Raw genomic sequence first — 20,480 nt, forward strand, 5'->3', positions numbered from 1 at the left:
TCAAACCTGTATTTGCGGCGCGGCTTAAGCCGCGCCCTGAAGATGCCTATTTTTTAAAAGAGGGGGCGACGTTGTGCTCTGCGATAATTTTGTCGATGGTGCCATCAGAAAGCCACTTAGTGATATTTTCTTCCACAAAGGCAGCAAGGCCCTTGTTGGAAAGCTTGGTGGCCACACCGTATTCCTGGGGGGCGAAGCGGACAGTGGTAAGAATTTCCGTGCTCGGGTCGAGATAGCCGGAAAGGATGGAGCCGTCCACGCAGAAGGCCTGAACCTGTCCGGCGTCGAGGGCTGCCTTGATGGAGGGATAGTCGGGGAAGGTCTGGATATTGTCGGTATCGGTCAGGGTAACGCCGTTTTCTTTGGCTGCAGCGATGATTGCATCTTTGGAAGTTGAGCCTTCCGCTACTCCCACGAGCTTGCTTGTAAGGTCGGCGTATCCCTTGATGCCGCCGTTTTTCTTCACCAGCAGGGAAACGGCGTCGGTATAGTAGGCGGAGGAGAAGTTCCAGATATTCTTGCGCTCGGGCGTGATGGTGAAGGTTGCAAGCACCATGTCAATGTCGCCGGTATCAAGAAGCTGGCCGCGCGTTTTTGCCGTCACGGCGGTGAAGGAAACCTTGTCGGGCTTGAGGCCCATGGCTTCGGCAATCTTTTTGGCAAGATCCACTTCCATGCCGGCGTATTCACCAGAAAGATCCTGCATGCTGAATCCTGGCACGTCGGACTTGACACCCACACGTAGTTCACCTCGCTTGACGATGGCCTGTACATCATCCGGCAGAGTGGCTGCCGGCGCGCTGGTGGAAATGGCCAGAATGGCGATGGCTGAAAGAAGAAGAGCGCCCATGCGGTGTAGTCTTTTCATATTGTCTGTCTCCTTGTTGTGCCGAGTGGCGTTGCCGTTCCTTGCCTTGGAAAAGGGCCGCTTTCAATGGGACAGTGACTGAGACCGTTTCCCATCCCGGGAGTCCGCGGCTGTGGGAAAAAGTGTCTTTTCCGTGCGTGGAAAAAAGAAATCGGGCCTTCTTCCACACCGAAAACACGTTTTTCAGAGGGGATGTCAGTGAAGGATCTTGCCGAGGAACTGCTTTGTACGTTCGTGCGTGGGGCTTACAAAGAAATGTTCGGGAGTTCCTTCTTCAAGAATGGTGCCGTCGTCCATGAAAATGACTCTGTCGGCCACTTCGCGGGCAAAGCCCATTTCGTGGGTCACGATGACCATGGTGATGTTCTTTTCTCCGGCCAGCTTCACCATGACGTTCAGTACTTCTTGTACGGTTTCAGGGTCAAGCGCGGATGTTGGTTCGTCGAAGAGGATGATCTTGGTCTGACTGCATAGGGCACGGGCAATGGCAACGCGCTGCTGTTGACCACCGGAGAGCGTGGTGGGATAGGCGAGGGCCTTTTCTTCCAAACCGACGACAGCAAGATAGTGGCGGGCAAGTTCCTGCGCTTCCTTCTTGCTTTTTCCGAACAGCTTGATGGGGGCAAGCGTGAGATTGCCCATGACTGTCAAATGCGGATACAGGTTGAACTGTTGGAACACCATGGAAGAGGTGCTTCTTACCAGAGTGATGCGGTTCTTTTTGGTCAGCTCAACGTCGTCGATGAAAACCTGACCGGAAGTAGGTATTTCAAGGCCGTTCATGCAGCGTACCGTCGTGGATTTTCCAGATCCAGATGGTCCTATGATGACGAGCTTTTCACCTTCGTGCACTGTAAGATTGATACCCTTGAGCACTTCATGATTTCCGAAGGATTTATGGACGTTGGAAAGTTTGATCACTTTTTTCTCCAGTACAACAGGCGCAGCTTTTCTGTAGTGCTGTATTTTCCTGTTTTTATTATGTTTTTCACATATTATAGTTAACAATTATGTAAAAAAGATAGCAGGAGGATTCTGGCTTGTCAATATTGTTCATACTGTTTTTGGGGAGGTGGAAGGCAAAGGTATTTTTTTAATGAATGAACAAAAAGTAATCCCCCGGGTTTGCCGGGGGATAACCTACTAAAATCACGCGGTAATTTAGTCTACATACCCATTGGATACATGCCAGCCGAACCCCTCTGTACGGGTATAGGGGCGGAAGGCTGCGACGTGATCATCATGGGATACTGAGTAGCAGGCGCAGGCAGGGCGGCAGGATACATGTAAGCACCCTGTGAGTGGTTTGGCATAGGCAGTTCATACGGATCATTATAAGGAAGAGAGTTAGGGTAATACTGTACCATGCCTCCAGGCGTAGTAAGGTAGTCTATGCCTCGTTTACCAGCATAGACAGCGCCGCCAAGCGTTCCCCAGGCCCCGAGGGACTTCAGCAACTCCTTACTGGTGTTGGCATACTGGCCCTGCATTTTTGCATTGTTCAGTGCATTGAGTCTTCCGCTATTGAACAATGCAGCAGCATTAAGCTTGTTGTCAAATTTGGAAGCAACATTTTTTATCGCTCTGGAGCCCGGCAGCTTGTTCGGTAAAAAATTTGCCAAAGAAGCTGCCAGAGAAGCGTTCTGAAGCCAGTTGGCATGCCTGAGGCTGTTTTCAAGGTCTTTCGACTGTTTTCGTGCATGGCGGTACCCACCGAAAGCAAGAGCGTTTAAAAAGCCCTTCGGTTTTTTTGCCATGGACCTTGATACGACACGATTACCATAGGTCTTTCCAAGCCAGCCTGTCATTTTTGCTTTAGCAATTTCCTTGGCCAGAGGAATAAGTCCGAATTCACCGCTTGTATTAAAGGGATTAACTGCACTTACAATATTTTTGCCATTAATGTAGGCCCTTCTTGCGTTGGCAAGGTTTCTAGCAACACTCAATATGCCTGCAGTTTTTTTGGCCATGCATATTCTCCATAAATTTGTGCCGTGTGCACTTTATAATACGATACTATAGATATGCCTGGGCTTTATCTGCGCATAGTACCGGACGCACTGCAGGCAAATTGTTTCATTTGGCATAAAAGCTTCTCTACCATTACAGTAATGCACTACACAAGCTGCTGTGCAGGTGCGTCGGCAGCCGCAACGGTTGCAGCGGAAGTGGCAGCGGGTGTTCCGGCGCTTCGCATCCAATTCCCGATACGTCTGTAATTGTTGTACAGCCAGGGCGTCTGATGCCGGAACGCACGGCCCATCATGTTTTTGTAGTTATTGAATGCGGCGCGCCCGCCTAGATTTCCGGCCCATACCTGTCTTGCGCCACGGTTAAGTCCGCGAAGAGCGAGGCGACTAAGATCAAGCACACCGGCTTCCTTTTCAAACTGTTCAATGCCAATAGAGGTAATCATAACGACTCCAGAAGTTACATATTTGTTTCTTATAAAAATTGTGCTGTTACCCGGATTGTTTCAGCTTCCATGTATGTTCTTCGACAGATGAACGGAAAATGAGAACCTTCGATGGGCTAACCATTATGCAGTTAAACATCCAATCTTGAATATGTTTAAAATAGTCTTTTGCCGGAAACAGCCATGCAGAATAAAAGTATGATGAGCGAATCGATCATCACCCACGGAGACCTCGCTGGGCGAGATCTTCCTGAGCAGCATCCTATAAGCGCCATTACCGGACTTCGTGACTCGCTTTACACGTCGCGCTCGGACGTTTCTTCTGTGGAGGGCTACCTGGACTTTATGAAGAAGGCCAGCCAGTCCGCACAGGAGTACGCCAACATTTTCTGCACAATATGCCAGCTACATTGAGAAGTTGAAGCTGGACTTTACTCAGATGTCATCCGATGTGCATGAGTATTATGCACTGTGCCTCAAGCTGGCAGAAGAGAGTCAGGTCGCTCTGACGATGATTGAAACCACGAAAAACAGCGTGGAAGCATACGCAGGACAAGCGAAAGACAGTGCCGACGAAGCCAAAACTATAGAAGCCTCTGTGAGAGCTTTATGGGAAAAGATGGCTGACCTCAGGCAGATGGCTGAGACGGCAAATCGGTATCATGACGAAATTCTCGCAGCGGCAAAGAACACGGCTGACAGTGCTGCAAGTGCCTATTCATATGCACAGGCTTCGGCAAGCTATGCCCAGCAGGCGTCACAAAACGCGGCCCGGGTAGCTGCCATGGTTAACCAGGCGCTGACTTCACAGGAAGCTGCGGAAAACGCAGCTAAAGGTGCTGCAGCATCGGAGGAAGCGGCAAAAGTCAGTGAAGAAGCTGCTAGAGACAGCGCGGAAAGTGCAAAGGTTAGTGAAATTGCGGCTGCGTCGTCTGCCGTGACGGCCAAGGGCAGTGAAGACTCCGCCCGGTTGTCTGCCGAGAAAGCAAGCGCTTACGAGTCTTCCGCAGCGTACTCTTCTCAAGATGCTACTGCGTCCAAGGAAGCGGCCAAGGCGTCGGAAAATGCCGCTAAAAAGAGTGAAGAGAACGCACGCGCGAGCGAGCTTTCTGCCCGTAAATACGCTCAGAGCTCAGCGTTATCTGAGGCTGCGGCCAAGGCATCGGAAGAAGCCGCTTCTGTATCTGAAGAGAATGCTGCCGCTTCTGAGGCTGCCGCCGCGGCGAGTGAAGAAGCTGCTGCGGCATCGGAAGCGGCGGCCAAGGCCAGTGAAGACGCCTCTGCTTTATCTGAGGCAGCCGCTAAAGCATCGGAAAATGCGGCCGCAGCTTCAGAACAGAGGGCGGAAAGCGCAGCTGTGGAAGCTGAACGCGATGCATCCGAAGCCAGAGATTCGGCAGAGGCAGCTGCTGAAGAAGCCGCAGACGCCAGAAAGGACGCAGATTGGGCAGCAAACGCCGCAGAGACTCTTGAAGGGCTAGTTAATACCTCCGTGGAAAAGAAGGATGGGATGCTCCTCAGTGAGGGCATTTCCTCCGGAAGCAATTTGCAACTGCCGCTTCCTTATGTTGTGGGCAGCGGTAGACTCGAACTTTACTTCGACGGCCTTTACCTGTCCTCAGAAACGGACGGCGTGCCTGCTAATTACAATGAAGTGGGGGAAGCAGGGCAGGAGTCTTCCATGGTAACGCTGCTTTTTGATGCAGAAGCCGGCGCTCAGATCATTGAAATAGTCAAGGCATCCACGGCTCTTTCTGAAAGTATCAAGGAAATGGAAGAGGCAGTAGGTCGCGCTGAAGAAGCTGCAAAGCGTGCAGAAGAGGCCGTCGAACAGCTTGGCGATCCAATTTTTGTATCTGTAACCAACCAATAGCAAAGGACAAATTCTATGGCTGAAGCACTGAACGTCAAACTTTCCACGCTTGTTTCCGGCGTTGAAACTCCCATCAATCCGGCGACTACGGCCGCCCAGGTTTCCTTCGGCGATAGCAATGTCGATGCCGAACTCAAGGCCCTTCGTTCACTCGCTGCCGGTAAGGGCACCATGAGCGTTGTCGACGATATCGCTGCGCGTGACGGCCTTTCTCCTGCCGAGGGTGATTCCTGCTGGGTGCAGGATGCCACCGCCGACGATACCGTGACCAGCGGTGCGGCTCTGTACATCTACGCCGATTCCCAGTGGGTGAAGATGGCAGAAGCCGAAAGCATGGACGTAATCGTACAGTGGGCAAGTATTCAGGGCAAGCCCACGTCCGAAGTGACCGCCATTGACGCCGCTGCCCAGTTTGTTGCCGCTTTGACGCATTCCGCCGAGGAAATCAACGCTCTTGAAAACTATGTTCACCCCGACTCCGCCGTTTCCCCCGGCACATATCGTTCCGTGACCGTGGATCAGCAGGGCCATGTCACCGGTGGCACCAATCCCACCACCGCCATTGAGGAAGGTGGCACCGGTGCGACGACCGCTGAAGAAGCCGTTACCAATCTCGGCTTCACTGAAAGTGCTGCCGACATCAGCGCCGCCGTTGACGAGGCAGCCAAGGTGGACTGCGCCGTGCTGGGGGCGGAAGACGAAGTGCCCGCAACCCTGCGTGAGGGTGGCCTGATTATTCGCAAGACTGTGTAACATCCAGTGAGAGGGGAGGCGGAAGTCCGCCTTCCCTGAAGGAAAAGATATGGGTCTGAGAATCAGTCGTAAGAGCAACGGAAAGGAAGAGATCCTTTTCGAGCTGGACAGTTCCTCAACTGTCCAGCTTTCCGCAGCCGGTACGAGAGAAGACGATATTGCAGCCAATACCGATTACACGGTGCCTTCCTATACTGTAGGCTCCGGCCGATTGCAGGTTTTTCTCGACGGCGTGCTGTGTGCCGGAGGTACTGATGCGGACAGCTGTTCTTACAAAGAAGTAGGAACGACCGGGATGCCTTCCACTACCATCCAATTCCATCAGACAATAGCCACGGACTATGAAATTCTTGTGAGGGTTCAGTAAAATGGCAATGCCCCCTCTTCTGCAACGCATTGAAAACCTAAAGAAGTCCGTTTTTGGTACGGGAACGAAGATCCTTGGGACGATTATTCCCTACGGCAACACGGCAAATACAGTATGTGAAGGTGATGACTCCAGGTTGTCTGACGCCCGTACTCCGAAGGCGTATACCCATTCTCCGACAGATTTGACAAGCGCCGTTCCTGTGAGCAAGGGAGGCACCGGAGCCACCACGGCCGAAGCCGCTCGTGAGAACCTGGAAATCACGCCTGAAAATATCGGGGCACTGCCTACCGAAGGAAAGGCCACAAGTGCCACCAAAGCAGACAGCACTGTGAAACTGGAGACTGCGCGGACGATTTCCCTTACCGGCGATGTAACGGGCTCCACGAGTTTTGACGGCTCTGCGAATAAGAGTATCTCGGCGACGTTGGCGAACAGCGGCGTGACGGCTGGTTCTTACGGCCCTACGGCCAATGCAACGCCTGCGGCCGGAGCTACGTTCAATGTTCCTCAGGTAACAGTGGACGCCAAAGGCAGGGTGACGGGAGTAGTCAATCGGACGGTGAAAATCCCCGCTGCGCCCACATCAGTGTCAGGCAACGCAGGCAGTGCCACAAAACTTGCTACGGCGAGAACGATTTCCCTTACCGGCGATGTAACTGGTTCCACGAGCTTTGACGGCTCAGCCGATAAAAGCATAGCCGTGACGCTGGCCGACAGCGGAGTTACCGAGGGCTCTTACGGGCCGACAGCATCCGCAACGATTGCTTTCGGTGGGAGTGTGAACGTACCGCAGGTGACGGTAGACACTAAAGGAAGAGTTACGACAGTTGCCAGCAGAGCCATAAAAATGCCCGCTGCGCCTACTTCTGTGTCCGGTAACGCAGGCAGTGCTACAAAACTTCAAACTGCCAGAACCTTGGATGGTGTTTCCTTCAACGGCTCTGCAGCCATAACTCACTATGGTACTTGCTCGACGGCGGCAGCCACAGCGGCCAAAACAGTGTTTCTTACTGGTTTCACTCTGGTAACCGGTGCTGTCATTTTTGTACGGTTCACCGTCACGAACACGGCGGCGAATCCCACGCTCAACGTGAACGGAACCGGAGCCAAGGCTATCCAGTATCGTAACGCGGCCATCAGCGCTGGGTATCTTGCAGCGAATCGTACCTACGTGTTTGTTTACGATGGCTCTTCCTATGAGTTGGTTGGTGATATCAATACCGACACCAAACTGAGTATCGCAACGCAGGCTGAAGCCGAAGCCGGGACGGACAACGCTAAGGCGATGACGCCGCTTCGAGTGAAGCAGGCAATGGTTAAGGCTTCCTATCTCCCGACTTCCGGTGGAACCATTACAGGCAATCTTACCGTCACCGGTACTATTACCGGCAACACCGTGCATAACGCTGTATGGAACGACTACGCAGAATATTTTCCTCGTGCGATTCATGATGACGGAACATATGAAAGAACAGCCCCCGGTGACATCATAGCCCTTGACCTTGAAGCAACTGTAAAACACGGGCGGGACATGTACCGTAAAGCCAGAGAAGGAGATATTGCTATTGCCGGCATTCATTCCGACACCTTCGGGCACATTGTTGGCGGTGAATATGCACCTGACGGCTCGGATAGTTTCACTTGGAACCTCAGAACCTATATTCCCGTCGGACTCACCGGAAGAGTCAGGTGCCGTATGGAAAATCCTGAAAGTCTTGGCTCGGAAAGCCTCGGTAAGAGGGTTGTCCCGTCATGTAAGCCTGGCCTAGGGCGAATATTCCAAACTGGGGACAAAGTGGAAGCCGTTGTAGGTTTTATCACTGCTCTATCTGATAATGAGCACGATGGGATGGCACTTCTGAAACTGAGTCTTGCATAAGAGAGGCTGCGATATGGGATTCCTGGAAAGAAACGTAAATACCATTTTCATCATGCTCGGAACGGGATGCAACTTTCACTGCCGCTACTGTATGCAAGGTTCCGAATCAGCTGCCGTAAAGCCGCTGCCCACGATCATCAATGAAGAGATCTATGATTTTATCGAGGATATTCTCAGACAGCAGGAAGGCGGGATCACTCTGCATTTCTTTGGCGGAGAACCCATGCTGTACTGGGACAATATACGGAAGATAGTGGAGCATTTTGAAGATAACGAGAGAGTAGGTTTTTCCTGCATTACCAACGGTTCGCTCATTACGCAGGAGCGGGCGGACTTTATGAATGTCCATGATTTTACCGTGACGGTATCGTGGGATGGCGGTTCGACGTCTCTCACGCGCGGACATGATGTTTTCGCCGATAAAAAGCGGAAGAACATTCTCTTTTCCCTGAGTCGCCTTGGACTTTCCGGTGTACTTTCTTCCGCCATAACTCCCATGCGTCTGATGGATGATTTTCAGACCATCGACAATGAGTACCGTGACTTGTGGAACTACCACCTGCACATAAACATGGATGAACTTTTTGACACAGGCATCGCGGACAAAAGTCTTGTGCACACGGATTACGACGCCATTCGCGGTGACATGAAAGACATGACGGAAAGCTATTTGCGGAATGCTGAAGCCCCTGCGGATAACGACATCTTTAATAGTATGCTTTATTGTCGTCATACGCTTGTGCACGATATCGTGATGAATGTTCGTCATTTTGTGAAGAATGGGCACGGCACGAATGGGGGAATCCGCAACCATTTCTCGGTATGCGGCAATGGACTTTCCGTATTGAACATGGACGTGGCTGGCAACCTCTATTCCTGCCATAACCAGTTCGATGCCATTGGTGACATTCATACTCCGTATTTCACCTACCTGAACCGCCTTCTCGATGCCGACAGAACCTTCGATTTCTATCGCGAAGAATGCCACGCGTGCGCCGTGTATCCGGTCTGCCGCGGCGGCTGCAAGCTCATAGACGCCAAGACACGGCATGAATCCTACTGCGCCATGAAAAAAGCCGTGTTTGAGCCTGTGCTGGAGGCGCTCGCGCAATTCGGGAGGGCGTGAACATGGCACCGAACGGACCCATTGCCCAGACGGAGTTTTCCCCCATCACCGTGGGGACTATCATAAAACATGCCGACTTCGAGGCGATTTCCTCCGCCATCACCAAACTGGAAGGTTATGCCGCAAATGTGGACAACTGCGGCAACTGTTCTCCGGCCAACTGCTGCCAAAGCCAGTCCTGCCAGAGCCAGACCTGTCAGAGCTGCCAAGGCTGCCAGACCTGTCAGGGATGCCAGAGTCAATCATGTCAGGATCAATGCAGGAGGCCTTCCAACTGTAGTAACTGCAACTGTTAGGTGAATATATGGCAAGTGCAATCAAAGCTACAGACTACAATGCGATGGCGGGACGGCTGAACAACCTCTCAAGCATAGAAAAGAAAGGAACGGTAAGTACCATCGCAGAGGTTGCAGCAGGGGCGATAGCCACAGCGAATCAGTTTACTCTGTTGCAGAGTGCGATCAATAAGCTTGAGGCGTCTTTTTCCGGCAACTGCTGCCAGAGTGTGAACAACGACTGTTGCCAAACCTGCCAAGGCTGCCAGACCTGTCAGGGATGCCAGGGCTGCCAGAGTCAATCATGTCAGAGTGTTTCCTGCCAGTCCTGCCAAAGCTGTCAGAGTCAATGCAACTGTGACTGCTAATCTAAGAATAATCCAAAGAGAGAGTTGTATGAATCATACGTTGTTCGCGTTTTCCAGTCATCATTCCAGAGGGGTGCCGAATGGGAGGCAGGATGCGCTTTCCGTTTTTGCCGGAAAAACGGGCTTTTTCTTTCTGCGTGACAGATTCGGCTATCTGAACGCCTTTTCCCCGTACCGAGTCTATGAACCATGCGAGGAATTTCCTGTATCAACCAGTGTAAAGACTCTGGCGGATATCATGGACGGACGTGCCGAAGAACTTTTGGCCAGGTCCGGTGCGGAAGGACGACGATTGTCTCTGTTTGTTTCCGGAGGAGTGGACAGCACGGCCATGACCGTAGCCTTTTTGAAGGCCGCCGACGGCAATTTTGAAAATCTTGCCGTGGTCTATACGAAATACAGCGAGCAGGAGAACCCTGAGTTTTTTGAGCTTCTGAAACGTATGCCCGGGCTTACTCTGAAAAAAGTACAGCCGAGTCGCGGACTTGACGACGCACAGGAAGAAGCCATGCGTGATGGCTACGCCGTTACCGGCTGGTGCGCGGATCAGCTTTTCGGAAGCCAGATCAATCAGGATATGCCTGACATGTATTTCAGAGACTGGCGGGGGTTCATTTCTACCTCGGAGGCTGTGGAACAGTTTGAAGAGGCGTTCGCGCATTACGGTATGCCCATACAAAACTTTGGTGAATTTGCCTGGTTTACGAATTTTTCCTGCAAATATGACTTCGTGAAGTACACGGATGTCATGATTTACGGGAGAGTGACCGGTCGCATGATTCCGTTTTATGATACGGCCGACTTCAACAGCTGGAGCGTATCAAACTTCGACAGGCTGCATCGATATCCGCAGCATGAGCCGGAACATTATAAAAGAGAGCTCAAGGAATATATTTACGCGTTTGACGGGAACAGGAATTACCTTGAAGGAAAGGGAAAGAACCCTTCCTGGAGAATGTGCGACGCTTCCGACGGAGAATACGCGCAAACGTACCCTGTCATAGCCATAGCGATGGAAAGCCCTTCCGAAGTGCGCGTGGTGAGAAGCGGGGAGTACTTCATTCCTTCCTGCAATGAATCCGTGAGAAGAAGGGATATGTCGATGAAACTCGCGCTCCTGCGCTCCTACCTGAAAAACGGAGGGGAGTAGCCATGTCGTTTTATGCCATGTCGCGTGATTGCATCGTCTGGCCGTTGCTTCCCAAGTATTTTCACACCGATGATGACGCCCTTGCCGTTTACAGCCGCAATTCCAACGGTCCGATTTCAAGGGACAGGTTCGGCTATCTGAACCGCTTTTCAAAGTGGGATTTGTACCCGGCATCAATTCCGTTTCCGTCTTCAAGTTTTACCGGAACGGTTGACGGCATTATGGACAACAGAGCCGGCGAGATTATTGAAATCCTCAAAAAAAGCGGGAGGGACGGGTATATTTTTGTCTCAGGCGGGGTGGACAGCACGGCCATGACATACGCTCTTTTGAATGCCGCCGGCGGAGATATCAAAAATCTTCATGTCATATACACTTCCGCAAGCCTGGAAGAAAATCCGAAACTTTTTGAGTTTTTGAAGACCACAGGAATCGACCTTGTGGAAGCGCCGGTGAACGGCATATCCGACACGCTCGAAAAGGTGCTTGAACATTCCTACGCCATAACCGGTTTCGCGGCCGGATATTTCTTCGACAACATTCTTAATGATGATTTTCCCGACTTGTATTTCAAGGACTGGCGACCGTGGGTAAAAGACGATGTGGCCATCGGACAATTTGAGGAAGCCTTTGCCCACTATGGTCTGCCCATAAGAACGTTTTCGGAATTCGCATGGTTCACAGGGTTTTCCATCAGATATGATCACTCGGTTCATCTTGATGTTTGCTATTCAGGAAAGATAACGAACAGGTGCATCGGATTTTATGATGTGCCTGAGCTGAACGACTGGAGCGTATCCAACTTTGATAAGCTGCATCGTCATAGGGAAACGGAAACGAAATATTATAAAGCCGAATTGAAAGATTATATTTACAAGTATAATCACGATAAAGAATATCGCCTGTACAAAGGTAAGAAGAAGTCGTGGAAATATAAGACTACGAGATTCATAAGGGTAAAACCGCGTCTTATCATCATGGAAAGCCCGGATAGCTGCGTTTCTTTCATCGGGGATAAGAACCTTGGCTTTTATGAACGCATCCGGGCATACACTTTGCTTTATTCCCAGCACGCCAAAAAATACCGCAAGGAAGAGGTATGAAGCCATATCTTTTTGATATCGTTGTCGGCTATGGATGTAATTTTCGCTGCAAGTACTGCTTCGAGCAGAACGGCGATACTCCCTATGAAAACTTGGCCATGAGTCCGGAGGTTCTCGCGCTTGCCTGTGACTACGCAAGGCACGAGCTGGCAAGCATACCTTCCGACATGAAGATGCGCATATGTTTTTTTGGCGGGGAGCCGCTTCTCTATACGGACAATATCAACACCGCCATGGAGAACCTTCTTGATACCGACGCGCTCTTCAACATTGTCACCAACGGTTCGCTCATTACTCAGAAAAGCGATCTCTTCCAGCACTGGAAGGAAATTGTCGGTGACAGATTGCTTGTCAATGTTTCCTACGATTATTCAGAACAGGAGACTTTCCGGCAGAAAGGCAGCTATGAAACAGTGAGAAACGGAATACGTTTTCTTATGGAAAACGGTATACCTGTGCGGACAATTACCGTTGTTTCTGCCGACAATATAGAAAAATTTCCTGAAATTTTTGTAGATTACCAGAATCTTCAGCAAGAGTATCCTAGCCTTTTCGGCGTGCTGAATTTAAACTACGAATCATTTGCATCTCTTTCATGGGAAGATGAGTTGTATCCAAAGCTCAGGGAGATAGAAGCAATTTCACCCCAAATACAAAGTAGTTCATTCAGGCGTAACGATTCCTGTGGGTTGCGTGGAACCCGTTTCCCCGGCAATATTCATGGAAGACTCCATGCTGGTGTGGATGTAAATGGCGATATTTACCCAGGTTATTCATTCTGTTTCAGCAGAGATGTAGTGAAGAATGCCTGCTATCTTGGCAGTGTGTATGACGATTTTGCTACGCTTGATGCTTACAGAAAAGAGCTTATTAATACTCTTCCTCAGTATGCTGGAGCGGAATGTATGAATTGTACGGTGCGGTGTAACTATTCACCATGGCACACTATTCATACAAATATTAACGAATTCAACGTCAAACCTTCTGACACACTGTGTAAACTTAACGCTTTTTTTAGAACATATTTATAAGCTTGCACCCCGGTGAGAGAACTGATCTCACCGGGGAACTTTCGTGTTCGCTGCGTATAATGAATTCCTTACTATGAACACAGTTATTTTTGGCCACATTCTTTAATGTCCAAGCAAAAGTACCTGAGGACAAAGGAATTAGGCATGATCAGCATATCCAATAGCACGGAACTGTGGGTGGCATGATGGCTACTCTCGCTAAGAAAATCTACATCAAAAACTCGGCAGGAACTCAGCAGACGGCACTCATTTATTCCACTACAGGGGAGAGCGGAGTGCCGTATCTTTCTCTGACGGTGGACGGCGTGCAGGGGTACGCCTGTCTTGTGGGGACCTCTGATGCACGAGCCACGAGCGGGCGGGTGAAGCGCCCTGATGGTAATCAGTACGCCATAGGCACCAGTGGCACCCCGGACTATGGATACGGGTATTACACATCGAACGGGTCGTTTACTGTTCCTGTCGGTGTGACTATGCTCAGGGTCACCTGTGTTGGAGGTGGGGCCGGTGGTATTATCTGGCGAGATAGAGAGCATGGCACCGGAACCATAACGACGAACGGCCAGAATGGAGGAAATACTGTTTTTGGTTCAGTTGTTGGACAAGGAGCCGTAGCCGCAGTCTGGAAGTACACGAGGGTGCAGACAGGCAGCGATGAGTACGGAACATATTACAGTACAACCACAATTTTACAGACAGGAAGTACAGGAACAACGAATTGCGGAGTTTATGGTGGAACCAGTTCCTATTCAGGTGGCGGCGCGGTTCCGCTTTCTCGTATTGACGGCACTGTCGTAGGGTATGCCGGAGCTGGTGGTTATGCTGATGGTGATGGACATCCTTTTATTGGACCCGGCGCATCCGGTTATAAAAAAGTTCAGACGATTGCAGTTTCACCGGGGCAGGTGATTGGATATTCGATAGGCGGGGGAGGACTGTTTTCTTGGAGCGGTGGCCTCGGCAACGGAGGTAACTCCGGTGGCAACGGAGGTGCTCCGGGTAATGCTGGAGCTATTCTTGTCGAATGGGGCAAAGGAATCCAGTAGCATCAGAAAGGAATGGATATGTACAAGTACGCTGAAATATATGGTGGTCTGGTCAGGGACCTGAAAGAGTCCAATCTTGGTTATACGGAGTTTTGTTCCATATTCGACCCGTCTTCCTACTGGCTGGACGTGACGGGTGTGGAAGATATTGATATCGGATACGTTATCAAGTTCACGCCTGAACTCGGCACATATTTTGAAGCTCCAGAGCCGAAAGTAGTTGAAGAAACGCTGGAAACTAAACGCGCCAAGAGCCTTGAACTTTTGAAAGCACGCTTTGCCGAAGCGGCAGACAAGGCATGGGTCGACTCGTCTCTCGGTTTTCGTGCAAATGCCAACGAGACAGCTTACCGCGATGTGGATGGCCTTATTCTGCTTCTTGAAGGGCAAGATACTAAACTTATTCAGTTCTGCGACTATGATAATCTCATGCAGGCTCTCACACTTGATAAACTCAAGGTGCTCCAAAAAGAAATAGCGCAGAACGGCACGTATCTGTACCAGCAGAAATGGGATTATCGGGACACCATTGAAGGCGCCGAGACCATGGAAGAGCTTGATACCCTAAGCTTCAGCTTCAAAAACATGAGCTTCATGCCTGCAGACGACAATGGGCAGAATGCTGTTGCTGAAGGCCCCGTGCATTCTGTAAGCTGAAACCTACCTAGCCATACAAGAATACTACGCAAAGTCCTCGGTTATCCGCCGGGGACTTTGTTTTGTTAGGCCTACAGCATGAACGCCTGTTTCTGCAAAAGCAATTATTTAATGTCTTAATCAACTCCGTCTGAGAGGTTATTATGGGACTCCCCTATCCTATAGAAGAAATAGAGAAAATTAAGGCGGAAGCCGCTAAGCCTGCCACTGCCGCGCCAAAAGCTCCTGGTGCAGCTGATGTCGGTACTTCTGTGAAGTATGCTAGAGAAGACCATGTTCACGAAATTCAGACATCTGTTTCCGGCAATGCGGGTACTGCTACCAGACTTGCTGCTGCTAGAACCATTTCTCTTACAGGTGACGTAACCGGGTCCAAGGACTTCGATGGCTCTGCCAATGCAGCCATTACCGCCACACTGGTGAACTCAGGCGTTACTGCTGGGGCATATGGCCCAGATGCCGACGTTACTCCGGCATTCTCTACAACGTTCAAGGTTCCTTACATAAAAGTGGACTCCAAAGGACGTGTGACTCAGGCTGCCACACACACGGTGAAACTACCTGCTGCACCCGTGAATATCACCGGCAACGCCGCTACCGCCACGAAACTTGCTACTGCCAGAACCATTTCTCTTACTGGGGATGTAACCGGCTCTAAGGATTTCGATGGCTCTGCCAATGCAACCATTACTGCCACACTGGTGAACTCGGGTGTAGGGGCTGGAAGCTACGGTCCTTCGAGTAACGCTACGCCAGGTTACGGTGCGACATTTCAGGTGCCTTACTTCACTGTGGACTCCAAAGGGCGGGTAACGGCAGCTTCTACCAAGACTGTGAAGATCCCAGCTGAGCCTGTGAATATCACCGGCAACGCCGCTACGGCAAGTAAAATCTCCAGTACAGTTCTTACGTTCTCCAACGGTACGCAAATATGGGTTGCCTGATGGCTGCTCTGGCAAAGAATTTTTGAGTGGGACATGGGATAGATGAGCCATCAGATTTTCACGACCAGATACATGTCTCCGAACTTGTTTTTGCAAGACAGTGATGCGTTGTCGGTATTTGGCTTCAAAACGGGTTTTCAGGTTATGCGCGACAGATTCGGATACCTGAATGCTTTTTCTGGATGGAAGCTGTATGAACCTGCACTGACTTTTCCGCAGTCTGATTCTACACGGAAATTCTCAGACCTTATGGATGAAAGAGCAGCATGCCTTCTTTCCAAAATACGGAAAGAAGGCATGGATATTTACATCTTTCTTTCTGGCGGTGTGGATAGCACTGCCATGACCATAGCCATGCTGAAGGCATCTGATGGGGATTTCAGAAATCTCCATGTTGTTTTCAACAGTTCCACAGAAGAAGAGTACCCGGAGTTCGTCGAATACCTGAAGACCGCCGGGATAGATATGGTTCGTTGCCGGTCAACGGATATCGACGACGTTCAGGAAAGACTGCTGGAAACAGGGTATACCTTGACGGGATGGGCCGCCGACCAACTCTTCGGGAGCATCATCAATCAGGTATGGCCAGACTGGTATTTCAAGGACTGGCGGGAATGGCTTCTATCGGAAGAAAAGACGACCCCTATGGGCAATGCCATAGGACAGTTTGAAGAAGCCTTCAGCCATTACAGGACGCCGGTAAGAACATTCGGAGAGTTCGCATGGTTCATGAACTTCACTGCCAAGTATAACGTCGTTGTGAACAGTGACGTTCTCTACTCGGGTAAAGTGACCCATCGCATGATAAGTTTCTATGATACGCCTGAGTTCAACGAGTGGAGTGTATCCAACTTCGATGTGCTGCATCTGTATCCACAGCATGATACTGTCCATTATAAGATGCCATTGAAGGACTACATCTATGACTTCAATCACGACACTGCCTACCGGAACTGTAAGGGAAAGATAGGTTCATGGGGACGGGCTAAGTATCGTGAGAAGGTAAAAGTCCATCCAAGAATTTGCCTCATGGAATCCCCAGACAAGGCCGTCTTTCGCAGGGAAGATAAGCTTCTCCCCATAGAGAAGGCGCTAGAGGTGGAACGGACTCTCACCCGAAATATTTTACGACTGTACAGGAAACAGGTATGAGAACCTACAAACTTGATTTCGAAGTGGGGTACGGGTGCAACTTCCGCTGCAAGTACTGCTTCGAACGTATGGGTGCCCCCGGCTATGCCGACAAGGCCATGACTCCCGAAGTCGCCGACAGGGGAATCCTGTATGTGCGACACGTGCTTGAAAAGCTGCCTGAGGATTCGCGGCTCGCTATATGCTTCTTCGGAGGAGAACCGCTGCTGTACCCTGATATCATAACCCGTGCGGTGGAAGATCTTCAGACTGAAGCGGTGTTCAATATCGTGACCAACGGGTCACTCATTCAGCAAAATAGGGACCTGCTGCTCCGGTTGAAAAGTCTTGTTGGGGAACGCCTCCGTATGCGCGTATCGTATGACTATGCTCTTCAGGAGGAATATCGACAGCAGGGAAGCTACCAGACCGTGCGTGACAACATCCGCTGGCTGTACGACAATGGCTTTCCGGTATCGACCATCACCACGGTTTCCGAAGATGCGCTGCCCTGGTTTGATAGGGTCTTTTCGGACTATCTGAAGCTTCGCGGGAAGTGCATGAAGCTTCCCATGAAGGTCAATGTCGTTCGCGGAAACGTTGGCGGTTCTTTCGATGAAGCTGGGACGAAGACCGCCTTATTCAGAGTCGTGAAATGGCTTGAGAAGCACGATGCTCTGGAGCTTGTACGTTACAACGCAGGCTGTGGCTATCGTGGGGAACGGTATCCAGGGTGCGTCTTTGGTCGCGCTTATGCTGGAATATACGTCAATGGAGACATCTACCCGGGATACAGCGTCATCCATGACGATGAAACCATCAGAAAAGCTATGTATCTCGGCAACGTCAATGAGGAGTTCCCAGTTCTTGATGAAAAACGTGAAGAGCTAATTGAATCCCTGAATCACGACATAAGTGGAAAGTGCAGCAGTTGTGTTACTCCCTGCCAGCTTTTACCATGGTCTACTATCAAAACCGGAGTGCAGGAATTCAACGCCATGCCCGAAGAAAATCATTGTCGTATCCACAAACTGGTGAAGAAGTATCTGCCCCATGAGTGATACCAGAGTTTCCATTCCGTTCACCGTGCTCACGGTGATTCTGTGCGTGTGCTTCATCACCGACGGCTTCATGGAGATGAAGCTTACCACAATCGCCGGTATTCCTCTCACGGCCGGCTTTCTTATATTCCCCATCACGTACATCGTGAACGACTGTATCACAGAACTGTACGGATTCAGGAAAGCCGTATTCGTCACCATGCTGACGTTCATCGTCCATCTGTGCGTCGTGTTCCTGCTTCAGGTCGCCTGCTGGCTTCCCGCGACGGGGACATGGGAAGGGGAGGAACACTTCCAGTTCATATTCGGGCTGGCTCCACGGATAACCATCGCCAGTATTCTGGGTTTCATCTGTGGATCGACGGCCAATGCCTTCACTATGGATCTGATGAAACGTTGCTTGGAAGGACGGAACTTCAAGCTTCGGGCGTTCCTGTCCACCTGCGTCGGAGAACCTGTGGACGCCTTCGTGTTCTTCTCCATCGCCTTCACAGGGCTTTTGCCTTTCGCGGAAGTCATGGCCATGGCCTGCGCACAGGCCGTCGGGAAGATAGTGTACGAGGCCTGCGTATTGCCGGTGACGCACTGTGTGGTGTGCCGCTTACAATGTATGGAACGGATGGACTAGCTCGTTAGATATTAAAACAAGTCGCTGTGTGAGCCTGTACGGGCGAGGACAAGGATCAGCGCCTCCTCACGAATCTGGTAGATCAGGAGCCAGTCAGGTTGGATATGACATTCCCTCATTCCTTTGTAATTGCCTGTGAGCGCATGATCACGGTTTGCGGCGGGCAGCGCCTCTCTGTTGGCCAGCATGGTGATTATGGAGGCCAGAAGCTGCGGGTCGCAGCCTCTTCTGAGGACTCTTTTGTAGTCCTTTTTGAACTGGCTGTGGTAGACAATGTTAAGCATTCAAGTCATCCATTAGGCTTTCAACATTGTTGAAAGGCCCATGAAGGTTCCTGTCATTGGCAATGTCGTCCATGACTTCCCGTGTCAGCTTGCCCGAGGCAGGCAGCGTTACAGGGAACGGAAAGCCGTTTTGGCGAATGGCTTGACGAAGGAAAACGTTGATGGCCGTCGTCATATCCATGCCAAGCTCACTGAATATCTGCTGCGCCTGGAATTTCACCTCTTTGTCCGTACGGATGGTCATGGTTGTCGTAGACATGTTCTCCTCCTTTTTCTAAAAAATAAACATTTTTATGGCTACTGTAAATACAAAAGTATGCATTCTGTCTTCATATAGAAAGCGCCCTATTTCCGTAGGTCTATCCATCGCAGCCTCATGGGCGTGGGGAACTTCGCTTATTGTGGGCATGCAGATAGCGCAGCAGAAAGGACTCGGCGCATGGTGCATCTGGGCGCTGGCCAACACGCTGACACTGGCCTTCTTCGGCCTGCTTGCCCGTCGCGGCCTTCTTGGACGTCGTGTCTTCAACCGTCCCTGGATAAAGGTCATGGCCCTTCTCATCCAATGCTTCTGCCTTGTCATACAGATGAACATCATCTTTGTGGTGCTCAAGGACATGGGTGTTTCGGAAAACGGCGCCTATCTTTCCGCCGTGGCCGTGGGATGGGGGTTCACCCTGGCCATGTACCGGCACGGGCTTTCCACATCCATATGGACGGACTGCTGGCAGTGGGGCATGACCATGCTGGCCATTGTCGTCATCATCGGCATGGGGCTGTGGCAGGATGTTCCGCGCATCGCGTTTCCTGAAAGTTCCTCCGGTGACATTCTCTGGGGAGTATGGAGCGCGTGCATCCTGCTTTCGGGGCCGATAGGCGACGTGCAGCACTGGCAGCGGGCAGAGCTCACAGGACACGGCACGGCGTTCTACTGGGGGAGCTTCTTCTTCGGGCTGTACATGCTGCTTGTTCTGGTCATGGCCCGGTTCCAGTTCACCACGGGCATGAACATCGTTCTGCTTCTCGCCGTGCTCTGCGTGACAAGCTCCACCATAGATTCCATTGCCGTGGCTATGCACGAAATCAGCGACAGGAAGGTCGGAACCGTTGTCGCGCTTCTGATCTGCTCTTTCTGGGGCGTGTTCGCCCATGTCGGCATCATCGAGCTGTGGAGCAGGGCGGGCGTGTTCCGCGTGGCGTTCGCGCTGCTGATTCTCGGTACGGCTGTTTCGGTCGTGAAAAAGGAGGGGGCGGCATGGCATACCTCAAAAACGTACTGATTGGCGTGGACCAGCTTCTGAACACCTTGTTTCGTGGATGGCCTGATGAAACGCTCTCTTCCCGCTGCTGGCGCTGGCACAAAGACGGCGTGCGGCACTGGCCACGTAGGCTGGTAGACACTCTGTTCTTCTGGGAAAAGGAGCATTGCCGGGAAAGCTATGAAAGTGAACAACTCCGAAGACAGATGCCGCCGGAGCTTAGAGCGGAGCTCTGATTTTTATCCAACGCGCCGTAAG

General features: G+C 51.0%; 24 protein-coding genes. 18 read left to right on the forward strand and 6 right to left on the reverse strand.

What is annotated here, in order from left to right:
* Positions 1–46 precede the first annotated feature (46 nt).
* The 4 genes from ABGT79_RS10320 to ABGT79_RS10335 all read right to left on the reverse strand — a co-directional run bounded on the left by ABGT79_RS10320 (position 47) and on the right by ABGT79_RS10335 (position 3,284).
* Positions 47–868 carry a transporter substrate-binding domain-containing protein gene (locus ABGT79_RS10320; protein WP_346666097.1) on the reverse strand — a complete coding sequence of 274 codons (822 nt, stop codon included), beginning with the start codon at positions 866–868 and terminating at the stop codon, positions 47–49.
* Between the two features lie 195 nt (positions 869–1,063).
* The gene (locus ABGT79_RS10325) at positions 1,064–1,789 is read right to left on the reverse strand and encodes an amino acid ABC transporter ATP-binding protein (protein WP_346666098.1); all 726 of its coding nucleotides are present in this window, start codon (positions 1,787–1,789) and stop codon (positions 1,064–1,066) included.
* A 245-nt stretch (positions 1,790–2,034) separates the two neighbouring features.
* Positions 2,035–2,838, reverse strand: a complete 804-nt coding sequence (locus ABGT79_RS10330; protein ID WP_346666099.1) for a hypothetical protein — start codon at positions 2,836–2,838, stop codon at positions 2,035–2,037.
* Positions 2,839–2,984: 146 nt separating this feature from the next.
* Positions 2,985–3,284, reverse strand: a complete 300-nt coding sequence (locus ABGT79_RS10335; protein WP_346666100.1) for a hypothetical protein — start codon at positions 3,282–3,284, stop codon at positions 2,985–2,987.
* A 198-nt stretch (positions 3,285–3,482) separates the two neighbouring features.
* On the opposite strand from ABGT79_RS10335, the gene ABGT79_RS10340 reads away from it, so the two are divergent.
* The 16 genes from ABGT79_RS10340 (at position 3,483) to ABGT79_RS10415 (ending at position 18,679) form a co-directional block, all read left to right on the forward strand.
* Entirely contained in the window at positions 3,483–3,698 is a 216-nt protein-coding gene (locus ABGT79_RS10340; protein ID WP_346666101.1) for a hypothetical protein, read from the forward strand.
* 4 nt (positions 3,699–3,702) lie between these two features.
* Positions 3,703–5,157 (forward strand): hypothetical protein, encoded by a 1,455-nt coding sequence (locus ABGT79_RS10345; RefSeq protein ID WP_346666102.1) that lies wholly within the window; start codon positions 3,703–3,705, stop codon positions 5,155–5,157.
* Positions 5,158–5,172: 15 nt separating this feature from the next.
* A complete protein-coding gene (locus ABGT79_RS10350) occupies positions 5,173–5,910 on the forward strand; it encodes a hypothetical protein (protein ID WP_346666103.1) in 738 nt (245 codons plus the stop codon).
* 49 nt (positions 5,911–5,959) lie between these two features.
* On the forward strand, positions 5,960–6,277 hold the full coding sequence (locus ABGT79_RS10355) for a hypothetical protein (RefSeq protein ID WP_346666104.1): 318 nt from the start codon (positions 5,960–5,962) through the stop codon (positions 6,275–6,277).
* 7 nt (positions 6,278–6,284) lie between these two features.
* Positions 6,285–8,159 carry a hypothetical protein gene (locus tag ABGT79_RS10360; protein ID WP_346666105.1) on the forward strand — a complete coding sequence of 625 codons (1,875 nt, stop codon included), beginning with the start codon at positions 6,285–6,287 and terminating at the stop codon, positions 8,157–8,159.
* A gap of 13 nt (positions 8,160–8,172) precedes the next feature.
* On the forward strand, positions 8,173–9,285 hold the full coding sequence (locus tag ABGT79_RS10365; RefSeq protein WP_346666106.1) for a radical SAM/SPASM domain-containing protein: 1,113 nt from the start codon (positions 8,173–8,175) through the stop codon (positions 9,283–9,285).
* A 2-nt stretch (positions 9,286–9,287) separates the two neighbouring features.
* Complete coding sequence (locus tag ABGT79_RS10370) at positions 9,288–9,581, forward strand: hypothetical protein (RefSeq protein ID WP_346666107.1); 294 nt, start codon at positions 9,288–9,290, stop codon at positions 9,579–9,581.
* A gap of 291 nt (positions 9,582–9,872) precedes the next feature.
* A complete protein-coding gene (locus tag ABGT79_RS10375) occupies positions 9,873–11,078 on the forward strand; it encodes a hypothetical protein (RefSeq protein WP_346666108.1) in 1,206 nt (401 codons plus the stop codon).
* A 2-nt stretch (positions 11,079–11,080) separates the two neighbouring features.
* Positions 11,081–12,181, forward strand: a complete 1,101-nt coding sequence (locus tag ABGT79_RS10380) for a hypothetical protein (RefSeq protein ID WP_346666109.1) — start codon at positions 11,081–11,083, stop codon at positions 12,179–12,181.
* Positions 12,178–13,212 carry a radical SAM protein gene (locus ABGT79_RS10385; RefSeq protein ID WP_346666110.1) on the forward strand — a complete coding sequence of 345 codons (1,035 nt, stop codon included), beginning with the start codon at positions 12,178–12,180 and terminating at the stop codon, positions 13,210–13,212. Before ABGT79_RS10380 ends, ABGT79_RS10385 begins: the two co-directional genes overlap by 4 nt.
* Before the next feature lie 182 nt (positions 13,213–13,394).
* Complete coding sequence (locus ABGT79_RS10390; protein WP_346666111.1) at positions 13,395–14,258, forward strand: hypothetical protein; 864 nt, start codon at positions 13,395–13,397, stop codon at positions 14,256–14,258.
* 18 nt (positions 14,259–14,276) lie between these two features.
* Complete coding sequence (locus ABGT79_RS10395) at positions 14,277–14,915, forward strand: hypothetical protein (protein ID WP_346666112.1); 639 nt, start codon at positions 14,277–14,279, stop codon at positions 14,913–14,915.
* A 143-nt stretch (positions 14,916–15,058) separates the two neighbouring features.
* Complete coding sequence (locus ABGT79_RS10400) at positions 15,059–15,859, forward strand: hypothetical protein (RefSeq protein ID WP_346666113.1); 801 nt, start codon at positions 15,059–15,061, stop codon at positions 15,857–15,859.
* A 297-nt stretch (positions 15,860–16,156) separates the two neighbouring features.
* A complete protein-coding gene (locus ABGT79_RS10405; protein WP_346666114.1) occupies positions 16,157–17,011 on the forward strand; it encodes a hypothetical protein in 855 nt (284 codons plus the stop codon).
* Positions 17,008–18,051 carry a radical SAM protein gene (locus ABGT79_RS10410; protein ID WP_346666115.1) on the forward strand — a complete coding sequence of 348 codons (1,044 nt, stop codon included), beginning with the start codon at positions 17,008–17,010 and terminating at the stop codon, positions 18,049–18,051. Before ABGT79_RS10405 ends, ABGT79_RS10410 begins: the two co-directional genes overlap by 4 nt.
* Positions 18,044–18,679 (forward strand): queuosine precursor transporter, encoded by a 636-nt coding sequence (locus ABGT79_RS10415; RefSeq protein WP_346666116.1) that lies wholly within the window; start codon positions 18,044–18,046, stop codon positions 18,677–18,679. Before ABGT79_RS10410 ends, ABGT79_RS10415 begins: the two co-directional genes overlap by 8 nt.
* Before the next feature lie 11 nt (positions 18,680–18,690).
* Here ABGT79_RS10415 and ABGT79_RS10420 read toward each other — a convergent pair whose 3' ends face one another.
* Positions 18,691–18,963 (reverse strand): type II toxin-antitoxin system YafQ family toxin, encoded by a 273-nt coding sequence (locus tag ABGT79_RS10420; protein ID WP_346666117.1) that lies wholly within the window; start codon positions 18,961–18,963, stop codon positions 18,691–18,693.
* Complete coding sequence (locus tag ABGT79_RS10425; protein WP_346666118.1) at positions 18,956–19,222, reverse strand: type II toxin-antitoxin system RelB/DinJ family antitoxin; 267 nt, start codon at positions 19,220–19,222, stop codon at positions 18,956–18,958. Before ABGT79_RS10425 ends, ABGT79_RS10420 begins: the two co-directional genes overlap by 8 nt.
* A gap of 148 nt (positions 19,223–19,370) precedes the next feature.
* Here ABGT79_RS10425 and ABGT79_RS10430 point away from each other — a divergent pair, with 148 nt between their 5' ends.
* Positions 19,371–20,243, forward strand: a complete 873-nt coding sequence (locus tag ABGT79_RS10430; protein ID WP_346666119.1) for a hypothetical protein — start codon at positions 19,371–19,373, stop codon at positions 20,241–20,243.
* Complete coding sequence (locus ABGT79_RS10435; protein ID WP_346666120.1) at positions 20,219–20,458, forward strand: pseudouridine synthase; 240 nt, start codon at positions 20,219–20,221, stop codon at positions 20,456–20,458. The genes ABGT79_RS10430 and ABGT79_RS10435 overlap by 25 nt, the downstream gene beginning before the upstream one ends.
* Positions 20,459–20,480 lie beyond the last annotated feature (22 nt).

The organism is uncultured Mailhella sp., from assembly GCF_963931295.1.
GTDB lineage: Bacteria > Desulfobacterota > Desulfovibrionia > Desulfovibrionales > Desulfovibrionaceae > Mailhella.